This is a genomic window from Delftia sp. WSY_7 (assembly GCF_043104845.1).
Lineage (GTDB): Bacteria > Pseudomonadota > Gammaproteobacteria > Burkholderiales > Burkholderiaceae_C > Comamonas > Comamonas tsuruhatensis.
The window spans coordinates 82,459-96,684 of the sequence record NZ_JBICLB010000054.1 but is presented as its reverse complement, the minus strand read 5'-3'; the positions used below and the strand labels follow the sequence as shown (position 1 = coordinate 96,684).

Genomic DNA, 14,226 nt, shown 5'->3' with positions numbered 1-14,226 from the left:
GCATGTAATTACAAATAAAGCTGCGGTCCGCAGCACTGCAAAGGCGGGCGAAAATCGCGCCATGCAAGAAACCCCGCCTCCCGCCGCCCAGCCCCGCAATCCGCTGCACGGCGTCACGCTCGAAGCCATCGTCCTTGCCCTGGAGGCCCGCTACGGCTGGGCCGGGCTTGCGCGGCAGGTTCCGGTGCGCTGCTTTGCGCTGGACCCCAGCGTCAGCTCCAGCCTGAAGTTCCTGCGCAAGACGCCCTGGGCGCGCGAGAAGGTGGAGGCGCTCTATCTGGAGATGCTGCGCAAGGACAGGCCCAGGCCTGCTTCCCAAGACTGAAGGCGAAGCCGGTGGCCACCGGGCAGCCTGTCCGGTGCGCTGGCGCAGGTTCTGCCGATCATCGGCTCCCGCTGCATGCCTGCATCCCTGCATCCCTGCCGCCGTGATTGCCGCCGCCCTGGACAAGCTCTGCATCACGCAGGCTCCGCGCCCAGCGCCTGGGCCAGGAACTCGGCCGTGACGCGCACCCGGGCCGTGCGCTGCAGGTCGGGGTGCATGACCTGCCAGACCTCGTAGTCGTCCGAGCGCTGGCGCTGCGGCCAGATGCGCAGCAGGCCTTCGCGCTCGCCCATGCTCACGGGCATTTCGCCCAGGCCTATGCCGGCCGCCACGGCCTTGCGCACCAGCAGGCTGGAGTTGGCGGCCATGGCGATCCTGGCCTGGCGCGCGGGCACGTCCACCATGGTGGGAACGGGCCGCTGCTCCAGGAAGGGACCGTAGACCACGAGGTGGTGGCCGCGCAGTTCGTCCTCGGCCACGGGCTCGCCAAAGCGCGCCACATAGGCGGCACTCGCAAACAGTCCTACCGGCCATGCCGCCACGCGGCGCACCACCAGCTCGGGCGCCTCGGGGCGGACGTTGCGAAACGCGATGTCGGCCTGGCGGCGGCCCAGGTTGAGCATCTGGGTGGACACCTCCAGGTCCACGCGGATGCCGGGCCAGCGCTGCTGCAGGCGCTCGATGGCGGGCAGCAGGAATTCTGTGGCAATCGAGTCGGTGCTGGTCACGCGCACCAGGCCGGCCGGGCTGTCGTCCAGGCCTTCGATGCGCGTGCGCAGGTCCAGCGCCGCGCCCTCCATGCGTCGCGCCGCGCCCAGCGCTGCCTCGCCAGCGGCCGTGAGCAGGTAGCCATCCCTGGCGCGCAAAAACAGCTTGCTGCCCAGCTCGGCCTCCAGCGCGTTCAGGCGGCGGCCCACGGTGGCCTGGTCCACGCCCAGGATGCGTGCGGCCGCGCGCAGGGAAGGGGCGCGTGTCAGGGCGAGAAAGATGCGGGTGTCATCCCAGTTCATGGCGGTTGGCGTGATGCAGATTTGCAGCACTGTAGAGCGAAATCGCTGCGTTCGAGCGGCTGGCGGCAGTCGTAAGCTCGGGGCATTCGTTTCTTCAACCTGTTTTTGGACACTCTTTCGCCATGAATGACGACGCCCGCATGCAAGCCATTGTTTTCGACGATTTCGGCGGCCCCGAAGTGCTCGTGGCCCGCGACGTGGCCCGGCCCGAAGTCCGGCCCCATGACCTTCTGGTGCGCAATGCCTCCATCGGCGTGAACCGTGCCGATGTCTCGCACCGCAAGGGCGCCTATGGCCGCGCCCACTTTGGCGAATCCGACCTCATGGGCCTGGAGATCGCCGGCACGGTGGTGCAAGTGGGCGCCGAGGTGCAGGGCTTCGCCGTGGGCGACCGTGTCATGGGCATCGTGGGCGGCGGCGCCTATGCCGAGCTGTCGCGCATCGACCACCGCATGGCCATGCATGTGCCCGAGGGCCTTTCGCTGACGGATGCCGGCGCGGTGGCCGAAGTCTTCGTGACGGCGCATGAGGCGCTGTTCCACCTGGCCCAACTGCAGCCTGGCGAAGCCGTGCTCATCCACGCGGCCGGCAGCGGCGTGGGCTCGGCGGCGGTGCAGCTGGCGCATGCGGCCGGGGCGCGCGTGTTCGCCACGGCCAGCGGCGACAAGCGGGCGGCTGTCACGGGCCTTGGCGCCGACGTGTTCATCGACTACCGCAGCGAAGACTTCCAGGCCGTGGTGGCCGAGCAGACCGGCGGCCAGGGTGTGGATGTGGTGGTGGACTTCATCGGCGCCCCGTATCTGGAGCGCAACCTGCGCTCGATGGCCATGGGCGGGCGCATGGTCTGCGTGGGCCTGCTGGGCGGCGCGCTGGCGGCGGCCGTGCCCATGGACGTGCTGCTGTACAGGCACCTGAGGATCTTCGGCACGGTGATGAAGTCGCGCCCGCCCGAAGTCAAGCAGGCCATGGTCCGGCGCTTTGCCCAGCGCTGGCTGCCCGCACTGGCTGCCGGCACCATCCGCCCCGTGATCGACAGCACCTGGCCGCTGGCCGAGGCCGCGCAGGCGCACCGGCGCATGGAGTCGGGCCAGAGCGTGGGCAAGCTGCTGCTGATTCCCGGGCAGGGCGGTCAATAGGGCGCTCAATAAGGCGCTCAATAGGGCGGCCAGGCCCCATCCCCCGCGTCCACGGTCGCGAACATGGTGCGCACGGTGTGCGTGAAATGCGGCCGCGTGATGTCGCTCCAGGCCGTGGCGCGCACCTGCAGCCAGGCCGGGCTGCCCAGCACGTCGGGGTTTTGCAGGTCATAGCAGGCCAGGGACAGCGGGCCGCCGTCGTGGTTCAGGTAGCGGCGTGAATGGATGTTGCCCTGCACGGCGGCCAGGCCCGGCATGTGTTCTTCGTCGTACCAGCGAAAGATCTCGGGCGCCCAGCCTTCGGCCGGGTCCATCTCCACCGTGTAGTGGGCATGGCGCTGCTGCCCGTGCGAGGCGCCGGGCCGGTCGAAGGCCAGCGTCAGCCTGGACGCCGCAAGGTTTGATGCGGCCGGCAGCATGGCCTGCGCCGCCGCCTGCACGGCAAGCACTGCAGGCCGCGAGACGCCCATGCGGCCCGGCAGCTCCACATAGACGTAGATGCGCCCCGTGCTGGCCGACCAGGCGAATCGCTGGACGGTCAGGCGCACGCCCAGGCCTGCCGCCTGGGTGAGGGCGTCGCCAAACGCAGGACCGTAGGCGCTTCTTGCGAGTGCCTTGGCGCTTGCCAGGCAGGGCGCTGCCATCGTCCATCGCAGCAGCAGGCAGTCGGCAGGTATGCGGGAATCAGCCATGCCTTCAGTGCCCGATATGGAATGCGGTGAGAAAGCGCGAGACCATGTTGTAGGCCGCGATGGTGGCCACCAGGTCCACCTGCTCCTGCGCGCTGAAGCGGGCCTGCACCTGGGCGAACAGCGCGTCGGCGACGGTGATGTCGCGCGTCATGGCATCGGTCAGGCGGATAGCAAGGTGCTCTTGCTCGGTCCACGGCGCATCCGCGGCGCAGGGGATGCTGCGGGTCGCCTCGATGGCCGCATCGCTCTTGCCCGCCTTGCGGGCATGGGGCACATGGGCATTGAATTCATAGGGCGCGCCGTTGAGCACGGCCACGCGCAGGATGACCAGCTCGCGCAGCCCTGCATCCAGGCTGCTGCGATTGCGCACGGCCGACAGCATCTGCTCCCATCCGTGGGCGATGGGCGGGCTGTTGAGCAGCACCTGGTACAGCTCGGAAATGCGGCCGCGTTCGGCCAGGATGCGCGATTCCACAGCCGCCAGTTCGGGGCGGGTTCCGGGGAGTACGGGTTGGATTCTCATGGGGGCTCGCTTCAGTCGGGGGTGATGCCGTTGGCGCGTACCACGCGGCTCCATTTGAGGGTGTCGGCCTGCAGCGCCCTGGCCAGCTCGGCCGGCGTGCTGCCCACGACTTCGGTGCCAGAGGCTTCCAGGCGGCTTTTGACCGAGGGCGTGTTCAGCGCCCGCTGCACGGCCTGGCTCATTTTTTCGGTCTCGGCCGCTGGCGTGCCCTTGGGGGCGAACAGGGCGTACCAGTTGTCCGAATCCACGCCGGTGATGCCGATCTCGGCAAAGGTCCTGACCTCGGGAAAGCGCGGGTGGCGCCGGCTGGCGGCAATGGCAACGGGCTTGAGCTTGCCGGCGGAGATCTGTCCGATCAGCCCGGGAATGTCGCCAAAGAAACCATCGACATGGCCCGCCACCACATCCGTGATGGCGGGCGCGGCGCCCTTGTAGGGAATGTGGGCGAGCTGGATGCCCGCATGCTCTTTGAGCAATTCCATGGCCAGGTGCGGCACGCTGCCCGTGCCGGACGAGGCCATGGTCAGCGGTGTACGGGCCTGGCGTGCGGCTGCCACGAACTGCGCGCCGTTGCCGTAGGGCGCCTTGGCGTTGACCACCAGCATCTCCACGTTGCTGACCACCAGCGACACCGGTGCGAGGTCGGTGGCCGGCTTGTAGCCGAGCTTGGGGTACAGCGCCGGGTTGATGGCCACGGCGCCCACGCTGGTCAGCCACAGCGTGCGCGTGTCCGGCTGTGCGCGCGATACGTATTCGGCCGCAATGGCGCCGTTGGCACCGGCCTTGTTCTCGACCACGACGATGCTGCCCAGCTCCTTGCCCAACTGCTCGGCCAGCGTGCGCGCCACGAAGTCCACCGGGCCGCCCGGCGGAAAGGCCACGACGATGCGCGTCATCTGCGGCTGCGCGGGCGCAAGCGCGGGCCATGCGGCGCAAACCAGGGCAGCGAGGGGCGCCAGGGCCGCCAGCGCCATGGACAGGCAGCGCCTGCGGCGGGTGGAAGGGATGCTTGTCATGGATGTCTCCTTTTATGGGTATCTGTGGGCAGGGCGACGGGCGATGAGCCACAGGCGACAGGCGCCTTGTGCGGTCCTCAGAACCGGTACAGCCGCTGCGGGTTGTCCACCAGCAGGGCCTGCCGCAGCGCTGGCGTGGGCGCGATGTCGGCCAGCGCATCGACCAGCAGGCCGTCGTCGGGCACATGCGTGTGGTTGGGGTGGGGCCAGTCCGTGCCCCACAGGCATTGCGTGGGAAAGCGCTCCACCAGCAGGCGCGCCAGCGGCTTGCCCTGGGCATAGGGCGGCTGGCTGTCGATGCGGTCCACGCCGCTGACCTTGACGTGGAACTGCGGCTGGTCGGCCAGCAGCTGCATCAGCGCCTGGAAATCTGCATGCCCTGCGCCCAGGCGCGCATCCACGCGCCCCATGTGGTCGATCACCACGGGCACGGCACTGGCCTGCAACTGCCGGCCCACCGTATGCACCAGGCTGCTTTCGAAATGCACCTGCAGATGCAGGCCGGCCGCGGCCAGGCGCGGGGTCAGCGCCAGAACGTCTTCAATGCGGGCGCCGGCCAGGTGCCGCATGAAGTTGAAGCGCACGCCCCGGAACCCCGCACCCGCCAGCCGCGCCAGCTCGCCATCGGACACATCGGCGGCCACCAGCGCCACGCCCAGGTAGTTGCCGCCACCGGCGGCAATCGCGTCCTGCACCGCACTGTTGTCCAGGCCGTGGCAGGCGGACTGCACGATCACGCAGCGCGACACGCCCAGGTGGCGGTGCAGTGCAAACAGCGTGTGCTTGCCCGCGTCCGCCGGGGTGAAGCTGCGCCCGGCCGCATAGGGAAACTGGGTGCCGGGACCGAACACATGCACATGGGTATCGCAGGCGCCCGCAGGCAGCTGCAGCGCGGGCTTGGAGGGGGACAGGGCGTAGGTGAGTTCAGGCATGGGGCTTTGCAACAAGGCAGCGACAACGAAGGCTTGTGGCGATTGTGGGCGGGCTCGCCGCGAATGAGGCATAGACTTGGCTGATACCTGCTATCAGCCAAAAGCATGCTGAAAGCCCTTGCCAAGGAGAACCATGGACCTGACGCGCCTGAGCTATTTCGCTGCGGTGGCCGAGGCCGGCAGCTTCAGCCGCGCCGCCGCCGCCCTGCATTTGTCGCAACCGGCCCTCAGCCGACAGGTGCTGTTGCTGGAGGGGGAGCTGGGACAGCGGCTGCTGGAGCGCACCGGGCGCGGCGTGGTGCTGACCGAGCCGGGCCAGGCGCTGCTGCAGCATGCGGCCGGCATCTTTGCGCTGGCCGCGCAGGCCGAATCGGACATGCAGGACCGGCTGCGCAGCCCGCGCGGGCGCATCAGCATCGGCCTGCCGCCCTGGGTGGCGCGCTCCATCGCCGCAGACCTGGTGCAGGGCTTTTTGCAGCAGTACCCCGACGTCACCATCTCCATCGAGGAGAACCTGAGCATCAGCCTGCGCGAATGGCTGATCGCCGGGCGCGTGGACATGGCCCTGCTGTTCGATCCCCCGCACTCGCCGCAGATCACCACGGAGACCCTGCTGCGCGAGCCGCTGGTGCTGGTCAGCAGGCATGCGCTGCCCGCCAAGGTCCGCATGGCGGCGCTGTCCCAGCGCAAGCTCGTCATGGCGCGCGGCCCCAACGCGCTGCGCAAGCTGCTGGAGAGCTACACCGTGCCGCGCGGCGTGCCGCTGCACATGCTGGCCGAGGTCGATTCCGTGCACACCGTGCTCTCGCTGGTGGCCCGGGGCATGGGCGACTCCGTGCTGCCGCTGAGCGCCATCCAGGGCACGGCCTCGCCTTCGCAGCTGTCGATCGCGCAGATCATCTCGCCCGTCGTGCGCAACCGCCTGGTGCTGGCCATTCCGCGCGCACGCCCGTCCACCCGCGTCACGCGCTTTGCAGAGCAGCTGATCAAGCGGGTGGTGAGCGAGCGGCTGGGCTTGCCGGGTTGATCCGACAGCTGTTGAACGGCCAGTGCGAAGCCCTGGCCCGCACTCAGCCCAGCTTGTGCCGCGTCCTGAGCAATCCCAGGCCCAGCGCGATGAAGGTGCCGCCCACGATGCGGTTGAACAGCCTGGCGTGCGCCAGCACGTGGCCCTTGATCATGGAGATCAGCAGCACATAGCAGGCGTGCGAGATCAGGGCGCACACCGCGAACGTGGTGGTCAGCACCAGGTACTGCGTGAGCAGCGGCTCGCCCGGGATGACGAATTGCGGGAACAGCGCGGAGAAGAACAGGATGGCCTTGGGATTGGTCAGCGACACGCCCAGGCCCTGCGCCACCAGCTGCCAGTTCCCCCGTTCACGCCGGTGGGCAGGAGCCAGGCCGGCGTCGCTGCCCAGCAGCGCGTCCTTGCTGCGCCAGCGCTTGACGCCCAGCCAGATCAGGTACATGGCGCCTGCCACCTTCATGACCAGAAATGCGTGGGCCGACATGCTGAGAATGGTGCCCATGCCGATCATGGCCAGCCCGGAGACCACGAAGATGCCCACCGAGCTGCCCAGCGAACTCAGGGCCGTTCGCCTGGCGCCCACGTCCACCGAGTTGGAGATGGCCAGCAGCACTGCCGGGCCGGGAGTGAAGCACATCAGCAGCGAGACGCCGCAGAAAACAAGCCAGTGGGCGATGGTCATGGTCGGTGCGAGGAGGCCGTGGGAAGACAGCCGGTATTCTCGTTCAATAACGCCCCCTGCGTGGCCCCGGGGTTGCCGGCCGCCCCGGCCCGTGCAAACAGATGCATGGCCCAGCCCGCGCAGGCCGCCGCGCAGGCCCAGACCAGCCCCCAGCCCTGGGCCGACAGCAAGTGCGGAATGGCCAGCGGCACCAGGAAGCACACCGCGAACACCGAGGTATTGGCCATGCCCAGCGCCGTGCCCGCGCGGGCCGCGCCGGCCAGCCCGGCCAGCTGCGTGTAGGCAACGCCGTGCCAGGCGGACACGCAGATACCGCACACGCCCAGCATCACCATCAGCACCAGGCCCATGGCGGGCGACACTGCCGATGCGCCCGGATGGCTGCTCCAGCTCAGGGCCGCCATGCCCGCGAACAACGCCAGGGTGAGCTGGCAGCAGGCGCGCAGAAAGGCCGGGCGGTTCTGGCGCCTGTCGGTCCAGCGGCCGCTGCAGATGCGCAGGGCCATGGAGGCGAGCTGCACGGCCGACATGACAGCCGCCGCCACGCCCAGCCCCAGGTGGGCATGGTCATGCAGAAACACCGTTCCGAACGAGAGCACGGCGAACTGCGGGGCGCACAGGATGCCGATGCCGGCGGCCATGCGCCAGGCTTGCCGATCGCGCAGGGGCCCTGGCGCGGATGGCCCGGCCCGGCCTGGCGCAGCGGCCTTGCCTGAGGCCGGTGCATGCGATGGCTCCTGAATCCACAGCGCTGCAAACACCGCCGCCGCCAGGCACAGCGCCGCCAGCACGCCATAGACGGCGGCAAAGCCTGCATGCGTGGCCAGGCCGGTCAGCAAGGGGGCGCCAATGGCGCCGCCCAAGGGCACGGCGGTCTGGCGGATGCTCATGGCCAGGCCGCGCTCGCCTTCGGCAAACCAGCCCATGACGGCCCGGCCACTGGCACCGTTGACGCTGCCGCCCAGCAGGCCCACCAGCACCAGCCCGCCGGCCAGCAGGCCGAACGAAGGGATATGGTCCGGCGATGGCGAGGCCCAGAGCGCCATCGCCGCCAGGGCCAAGGCCGTGCCGCACAGGCCCAGCAGCAGCACCGGCCGGTCGCCCCAGCGGTCCGTCAGCAGGCCCCAGGGCAGTTCGCTGAGCGCAATGCCCAGGCCCATCAGCCCCAGCGCCAGGCCCAGCGTCTGCGTGTCCAGCTGGTAGCCCGAACGCATGAGGATGGCCGTCATGGGGATGCCGCTGAAAGCCACGGAAAACGCGGCGTTGGCGATGACGCCAGCGGCCAGCACCTTCCATCGGTGGCGGGGCGGGTGGGGGGAAGCCAAGGGGCTGGAATTGGCGCTGCGGCCGGCAGGAGAAGAGGTCATGGCCGGCAGTATGGTCAGCCCCAACCATCCTGAAAATCACATAATTTCGTATCTACAATCCAGTTTTTCAGCACGATGAAGGCTTGGCAATGACACGTGTGCTCTATGACCTGGATGTGCTGCGCACGTTTTGCACCGGCGTCGAACTGGGCAGTTTTGCCCGCGCCGCGGACAAGCTGGGCCGCTCCACCTCGGCCGTCAGCGCCCAGCTCAAGAAGCTGGAATCCCAATGCGGCACGCCCTTGCTGCGCAAGTCCGGCCGGGGGCTGGTGCTGACGGAGGCCGGAGAAACCCTGCGCGGCTACGCGCTGCGCCTGCTCGAACTCAACGACCGCGCCGTGGCGGCCGTGCGCGGCAGCGAACTGCGCGGCCTGGTGCGCCTGGGCCTGCAGGAGGACCTGGGCGAAAGCGTGCTGCCCCATGTGCTGGGGCAGTTCGCGCGCGCCCACCCCCATGTGCGCATCGAAGCCAGCGTGGCCCGCAGCGATGAACTGCGCGAGCGCATCGCCCTCGGGCAATTCGACCTGGCCCTGCTATGGGATGCGGGCGTGAACCACGCGTGCGTGCATGGGGAGCACATCATGCGGCTGCCGCTCCAGTGGATTGGCCCGGCATCCATGGACGCGGCCGACGCCGGCTGGGCACGCTGGCGCAGTGGTGCAGCGCAGGACGACGACGTGCTGCCCCTGGCCATGCTCGATGCGCCTTGCCCCTTGCGGGACATCGTGACGGCTGCGCTGGACAAGAAGGGCATGGCCTGGCGCCATGCCTTCAACAGTGCCAGCCTGTCCGCCGTCTGGGCCGCCACGGCTGCAGGCCTGGGCCTGTCCGTGCGCACGCCGTTCGGCCTGCCCGCGCACGTCAAGCCGCTGGATGCGCAGGCCCTGGGCCTGCCGGCCCTGCCGTCCATGGATCTGATCCTGGGCCGTGCCACGCTCGATGCGCCAGCGCCCGTGGACCGGCTGGCCAGCATCCTGGTCGATGCGGTGCGCGAGCATATGCGCGCGCAGAAACTCGATATATAGGGCTACTTCTTCGCAACCAGGCCACTGAAGTATTCATTGAGGTCGCGGAAATCCTTCACGGTCCAGGCATGGGGCGGCACCTTCACCCCGTTTTCCCGCAAGGTCCTGGGAATCAGGTCGCCATTGGGGCGAAGAATGACGGACGAGACGATCACGCCCGGATAGTCATGGAGCCTTTTTCTGAACGCGGCGGTCGCCAGGTCGGGGGTGGGTGGATTGCTCTTGTTGGCCAGCGGGCCCGTACCCTTGGCGTCTGCCCCGTGGCACATGGCGCATCTGGACAGGTAGAGCTGCTTTCCATTGCTGTTGTCTGCAAGGCAGGGCAATGCCTGAATGCACAGCGATATTCCCAAGGATACGGCGACGATTGTTTTCATTGACTCGCGGATATTTTTTGGTATGAATCTGATCCGCCGCGATCATATGGTCCTGCACGGCCGCCCACGAAAAAGCCCTGCAACGCAGGGCTTGTCAAAGAAGCAGGGCGCGCGCCCGGCTTACTTCTTGGCGTACTCGAATTTGGGCAGCGCCTTCAGCGCGTCCTTGGTGGCGCCGGGCAGCGTGATCTTGTTGTTTTCCACGCGGAACTGGTTCACCGGAATGGCCACGTCATGCTTGCCCATGCCCAGGAAGCCGCCGGCGCCGACGATGGCGTAGGAGACCGCCTTGTCGGGTGCGACGATCACGTCGTCGATCTTGCCCACGGCCTTGCCTTCCTCGTTGTAGACGCTCTTGCCCAGCACGGACTTCTTCAGGCTCCAGCCCGTGGCCACGGCCTGGACTTCGGTGGCCGTCACGCCCAAGGTGGTGGTGCCCGCCACGGGCTGTGCCCAGCTGGTCGAGGCCGTGGCTGCGATCAGCGCGGTTGCGATCAAACCCATCTTCAGCGTCTTGAGACCTGTCATAGAGAACTCCTGGAAAGCAAAATTTGAAGCCCTCATTAGGAGTGCAGCCCGGCAGCGGCGAGATCGGAAAACCAAGCAAAGCCATGTCAGCCGATCCAGCGCCACGGTGAGGAGACTGCCTACAGTCGTCCCGCCAATTGCCTGCGCCTGCGCCCGGCATGCCATGGCCAAGGCCCTTCATTTCCCCTGTGCGTATCGATTGCGCTCTTCGACGAATTTCCTGATTTCCGATGCCTCCATGGGCCTGCTGAAATAGTAGCCCTGTATCTCATCGAACCCCAGCGAAACCAGCAGATCGAAGACTTCGGCGCTGTCAACGCCTTCTGCCACAAGGCGGTAGCCAAGGTCCGAGGCCATGGTCATGATGGATTTGAGCACGGCCAGCGCCCGTTCATTGGTATCGACGTCGCAGACCATGGAACGGTCTATCTTCAATATCTCGGCAGGCAGATTCTTGAGTGACGCAAGATTGGAGTAGGCGGCACCAAAATCATCCAGTGCGACCTGGATTCCGAGTTTTCTGATGTGCTGAAGCGCCTGGACCGTGCCATGGCCTGTCAGCACATCGCTTTCGGTGCACTCGATCACGATATTTTCCAGGGCAACGCCATATTGACTGCACATGGCGTTGAGGTAGTCCGGAAAATCGACCTCGTCCAGATTGCGCGGCGAGACATTGATGGAGACCTGGAGGTCAAGACTTTCCGCTTTCCAGGTCGCAACCTGCGCCAGCGCCGTTTTGATCACGAACCGCGTCAGGCCATGGATCAACGGCGTGGCTTCCACCAGGGGGATGAATTCGCTGGGCGGGATTTCCCCCATTTCCGGGTGCTTCCAGCGGATGAGCGCCTCCAGCCCCTTGCAGCTGAAACTGCGGTTGTCGAATTTGGGCTGGTACACCAGCCGCAGCTGCCCCTTGTCCAGCGCATGCCCAAAGTCCCGCAATAGCCGATAGGATCTTCGCTGGCGGCTGTCCTCGTTCTCCTCATAGCGGTGAAGTGACCGATGGTCGTGGCCAGCCTGCTGCACGGATACCATGGCCTTGCGAATGACATCATCGACCTCGGCCTGGGCCAGGTGGAACCGCACCACGCCTGCCCGGGGCTGAAGTTCGAACCGGAGATCGGCACTGGTGATGGGCTTTTGCAGGTGTTTCAGCAATTGCCTGACCAGGGCCTCTTCATCTTCTTGCCTGCCTGCGCTGATGATCCATGCAAACCTGGCCAGGCCCACGTGGTACACGGTTGCGTGCGGTCCCGTCATGTCCGTGACGGCCTTCGCAATGTCACGCAGGAGCTGCTCGACATAATTCAAGCCCAGCGCATTGCTCATTTCCAGCAGGCTGCAATGGTTGATCGCTTCCATCAATACCAGGCTGCGTGCCTCCTGCGGGGCCACAATGCAAAGGCTGTTCAGGTCGCACTGGAGCTGCGAGCGATTGTGCAAGCCCGTGACCTCGTCTACTTTTCCAATGCTGTGATGGTATTGGATCTGAGCCTGCACTATCGCAGCCATGGCGGCCAGTTGCCGGCCTTGCTCTTCGGAGAAGGTTCTGGGTCGGGTATCGATGATGCACAGGCTGCCGATGGCATGGCCGGATTTCATGATCAGGGGAACGCCGGCATAGAACCTGATGTTCGGTTGGCCGGTTACCAGCGCATTGCCTGAGAACCTGCGGTCAAGGTGCGTGTCAGGAATCACCATGATTCCTTCGTTTCTGATGGTGTGGTCGCAGAAGGCGTCCGTGCGCAGGCTGCCGTCCATGTCCACACCTACGGGCGCCTTGAACCATTGCCTGTGCTCGTCCAGAACCGTGATGATGGCAATCGGCACCATGAACATCTGGCTGGTCAGCTGGGTGATGCGCTGAAATTCCCGTCTGGCGGTCATGTCCAGGATTTCAGCGGTCTGAAGTCCGAGCAGTTGCTCTTTCTCGGATTCGGTAGTCCAACGGGTGAGCATCGATTTCCTGCCTCAGTGAACCCACATCATGAAAATCCCGCTCCGCTTTGGCCCAAGGAATTACTGAACATCCAGCAGCGGCAACAGCTCCTGCAATTTGGCCAGCGCACCAGGGCCTTCAAGCTTGGAAATCGTGCCCAGATGTTCTGTATCTTCCACAATCACATAGGCCATGGACCACTTGGCGAAACGCCTTTGATCAATGCGCGTTTGCGGGAACATCGGCGTGAAGTTGATATGTCTTTCGTCGCGCGAGATGGACTCCACCAGCAAACCCAATTGCCGTGCCGGCCCTTCGACATACTGAAAGAAACGTTCCCCGTCGAAAACCAGCATGCCCGTGATCCCGGCCGACCCGTTGAACGAGCGTGCGGTCTTGATGATGCCCGCGATGCAGGTGGTGTCGGCCCCTGGTGCCAACTGACTGTGATAGAGGAAGCACTCCAGAGAACTCTCCTGCATAACCTCGCGCCTTTCTGTGTTGTAGGCCGGCGATGGTATGGCCTGCGCGGGACGGTCCACGTAGGTGTGCAACCCGTTGTTGCATATGTAACCATCCCGGCCTCCAGCGCCTGCTGCATCTGGCGCTGGTCAGCCTTGGTCTGCTGATGGGCTGGCCCATCTGCATGGGTATCTGCATGGGTGCATGGGAGCGGCGATGGCAGCCCGCTGGCTGCGGGCGCTCATGGCGAATCAGCCTTTGCGCAAATCTCCCGTACGCACCCGCGCAGCCAGCGGTGCGCAGCATCGGCATGCAGCCTGGGATGCCAGAGCAATGAAACCGTGATCTGCGGCATGGAGACCGGAAGGGGGAAGCTGTGCATTTGCGCGCGCAGGTTGCCGGTGTGTCGTTCGGGAACGCTGGCGATCAGGTCGCTGGCGCGGGCCAGGGCCAGCGCGCTGGAAAAGCCGCCGACGGTCGCAACGATCTGCCGCTGCAGGCCGAGCGCATTCAAGGCTTCATCAATGGGCCCCTTTTCCTGCCCCCGCCGGGACACCAGGATATGCCTGCCGCTCGCATAGCGCGCGGGTGTGATCTCGCCCTGGCTCAGCGGATGGCCCTGGCGCACGACGCCGATGAAACGGTCTCGGAACAGCGCCTGCGCGCGCACCTCCGGACCTATCGTGCTTGCGACAACGCCGGTCTCCAGGTCGACCGTCCCGTCGCGAAGCGGGCCGCTGTCCTTGTTGGTCTTTTGCACGAAGCAAAGCCGTACGCCGGGCGCTTGCTGGCCCACGCGGGCAATGAGGTCCGGTCCGAAATTCTCCACGAAGCCTTCACTGGTGCGCAGCGTGAACGTGCGCACCAGTTGTCCGAGGTCGGGCTGCCCGGCAGGGCGCAGAACAGCTTCCGTGTCCTGCACCAGCTGGCTGACCCGCTCGCGCAGCTCAAGGCCTCGCGGTGTGGGAACGAGACCCCGCCCGGCCCTGACCAGCAGCGGATCGCCGGTGGTCTCACGCAGCCGCGCCAGCGCCCGGCTCATTGCCGACGGGCTCAGCCGCAACCGCTGGGCCGCGCGCGCAACGTTTCCCTCCGCAAGGAGCACATCCAGGGTGACAAGCAGGTTGAGATCGGGCTTCGGCATGGATTGACCGTAGCACAGCGGGTAGCGACATGGCGTCA

At 66.5% G+C, this 14,226-nt stretch carries 16 protein-coding genes; 4 read left to right on the top strand and 12 right to left on the bottom strand.

The window, feature by feature from the left end:
* Positions 1 to 61: 61 nt before the first annotated feature.
* Entirely contained in the window at positions 62 to 325 is a 264-nt protein-coding gene (locus tag ACF8ME_RS26455) for a VF530 family DNA-binding protein (RefSeq protein ID WP_198803962.1), read from the top strand.
* A gap of 134 nt (positions 326 to 459) precedes the next feature.
* Here ACF8ME_RS26455 and ACF8ME_RS26450 read toward each other — a convergent pair whose 3' ends face one another.
* Entirely contained in the window at positions 460 to 1,335 is an 876-nt protein-coding gene (locus ACF8ME_RS26450) for a LysR family transcriptional regulator (protein ID WP_016446407.1), read from the bottom strand.
* 140 nt (positions 1,336 to 1,475) lie between these two features.
* Here ACF8ME_RS26450 and ACF8ME_RS26445 point away from each other — a divergent pair, with 140 nt between their 5' ends.
* A complete protein-coding gene (locus tag ACF8ME_RS26445) occupies positions 1,476 to 2,471 on the top strand; it encodes an NAD(P)H-quinone oxidoreductase (protein ID WP_217649270.1) in 996 nt (331 codons plus the stop codon).
* Positions 2,472 to 2,488: 17 nt separating this feature from the next.
* Here the strand turns inward: ACF8ME_RS26445 and ACF8ME_RS26440 are convergent, their stop codons facing one another.
* The 4 genes from ACF8ME_RS26440 to ACF8ME_RS26425 all read right to left on the bottom strand — a co-directional run bounded on the left by ACF8ME_RS26440 (position 2,489) and on the right by ACF8ME_RS26425 (position 5,634).
* Positions 2,489 to 3,163, bottom strand: a complete 675-nt coding sequence (locus ACF8ME_RS26440; RefSeq protein ID WP_277849832.1) for a hypothetical protein — start codon at positions 3,161 to 3,163, stop codon at positions 2,489 to 2,491.
* A 4-nt stretch (positions 3,164 to 3,167) separates the two neighbouring features.
* Entirely contained in the window at positions 3,168 to 3,686 is a 519-nt protein-coding gene (locus tag ACF8ME_RS26435) for a carboxymuconolactone decarboxylase family protein (RefSeq protein WP_392418945.1), read from the bottom strand.
* 11 nt (positions 3,687 to 3,697) lie between these two features.
* Positions 3,698 to 4,702: a tripartite tricarboxylate transporter substrate binding protein gene (locus tag ACF8ME_RS26430; RefSeq protein WP_046238354.1), complete on the bottom strand. Its 1,005-nt coding sequence runs from the start codon at positions 4,700 to 4,702 to the stop codon at positions 3,698 to 3,700.
* Positions 4,703 to 4,779: 77 nt separating this feature from the next.
* Positions 4,780 to 5,634, bottom strand: a complete 855-nt coding sequence (locus tag ACF8ME_RS26425) for an amidohydrolase (RefSeq protein ID WP_061289477.1) — start codon at positions 5,632 to 5,634, stop codon at positions 4,780 to 4,782.
* Between the two features lie 133 nt (positions 5,635 to 5,767).
* Between ACF8ME_RS26425 and ACF8ME_RS26420 the strand changes: the two genes are divergently transcribed.
* Complete coding sequence (locus ACF8ME_RS26420; protein ID WP_016446401.1) at positions 5,768 to 6,661, top strand: LysR family transcriptional regulator; 894 nt, start codon at positions 5,768 to 5,770, stop codon at positions 6,659 to 6,661.
* Between the two features lie 43 nt (positions 6,662 to 6,704).
* On the opposite strand, the gene ACF8ME_RS26415 is transcribed toward ACF8ME_RS26420, so the two are convergent.
* Both ACF8ME_RS26415 and ACF8ME_RS26410 read right to left on the bottom strand, forming a co-directional pair.
* Positions 6,705 to 7,343 (bottom strand): LysE family translocator, encoded by a 639-nt coding sequence (locus tag ACF8ME_RS26415; protein ID WP_016451462.1) that lies wholly within the window; start codon positions 7,341 to 7,343, stop codon positions 6,705 to 6,707.
* Entirely contained in the window at positions 7,340 to 8,710 is a 1,371-nt protein-coding gene (locus ACF8ME_RS26410; protein ID WP_392418943.1) for an MFS transporter, read from the bottom strand. The genes ACF8ME_RS26415 and ACF8ME_RS26410 overlap by 4 nt, the downstream gene beginning before the upstream one ends.
* Positions 8,711 to 8,799: 89 nt before the next feature.
* Between ACF8ME_RS26410 and ACF8ME_RS26405 the strand changes: the two genes are divergently transcribed.
* Positions 8,800 to 9,735 carry a LysR substrate-binding domain-containing protein gene (locus ACF8ME_RS26405; RefSeq protein WP_016446398.1) on the top strand — a complete coding sequence of 312 codons (936 nt, stop codon included), beginning with the start codon at positions 8,800 to 8,802 and terminating at the stop codon, positions 9,733 to 9,735.
* A 2-nt stretch (positions 9,736 to 9,737) separates the two neighbouring features.
* On the opposite strand, the gene ACF8ME_RS26400 is transcribed toward ACF8ME_RS26405, so the two are convergent.
* From ACF8ME_RS26400 to ACF8ME_RS26380, 5 genes are all read right to left on the bottom strand, one after another.
* The gene (locus ACF8ME_RS26400; RefSeq protein ID WP_016446397.1) at positions 9,738 to 10,112 is read right to left on the bottom strand and encodes a cytochrome c; all 375 of its coding nucleotides are present in this window, start codon (positions 10,110 to 10,112) and stop codon (positions 9,738 to 9,740) included.
* A 120-nt stretch (positions 10,113 to 10,232) separates the two neighbouring features.
* Positions 10,233 to 10,640 carry a PRC-barrel domain-containing protein gene (locus ACF8ME_RS26395; protein ID WP_017404321.1) on the bottom strand — a complete coding sequence of 136 codons (408 nt, stop codon included), beginning with the start codon at positions 10,638 to 10,640 and terminating at the stop codon, positions 10,233 to 10,235.
* Positions 10,641 to 10,817: 177 nt separating this feature from the next.
* Positions 10,818 to 12,602: a putative bifunctional diguanylate cyclase/phosphodiesterase gene (locus ACF8ME_RS26390; RefSeq protein ID WP_392418941.1), complete on the bottom strand. Its 1,785-nt coding sequence runs from the start codon at positions 12,600 to 12,602 to the stop codon at positions 10,818 to 10,820.
* Between the two features lie 60 nt (positions 12,603 to 12,662).
* Complete coding sequence (locus ACF8ME_RS26385) at positions 12,663 to 13,136, bottom strand: BLUF domain-containing protein (protein ID WP_223275322.1); 474 nt, start codon at positions 13,134 to 13,136, stop codon at positions 12,663 to 12,665.
* A 149-nt stretch (positions 13,137 to 13,285) separates the two neighbouring features.
* Entirely contained in the window at positions 13,286 to 14,188 is a 903-nt protein-coding gene (locus ACF8ME_RS26380) for a LysR family transcriptional regulator (protein ID WP_392418939.1), read from the bottom strand.
* Positions 14,189 to 14,226: the final 38 nt, after the last annotated feature.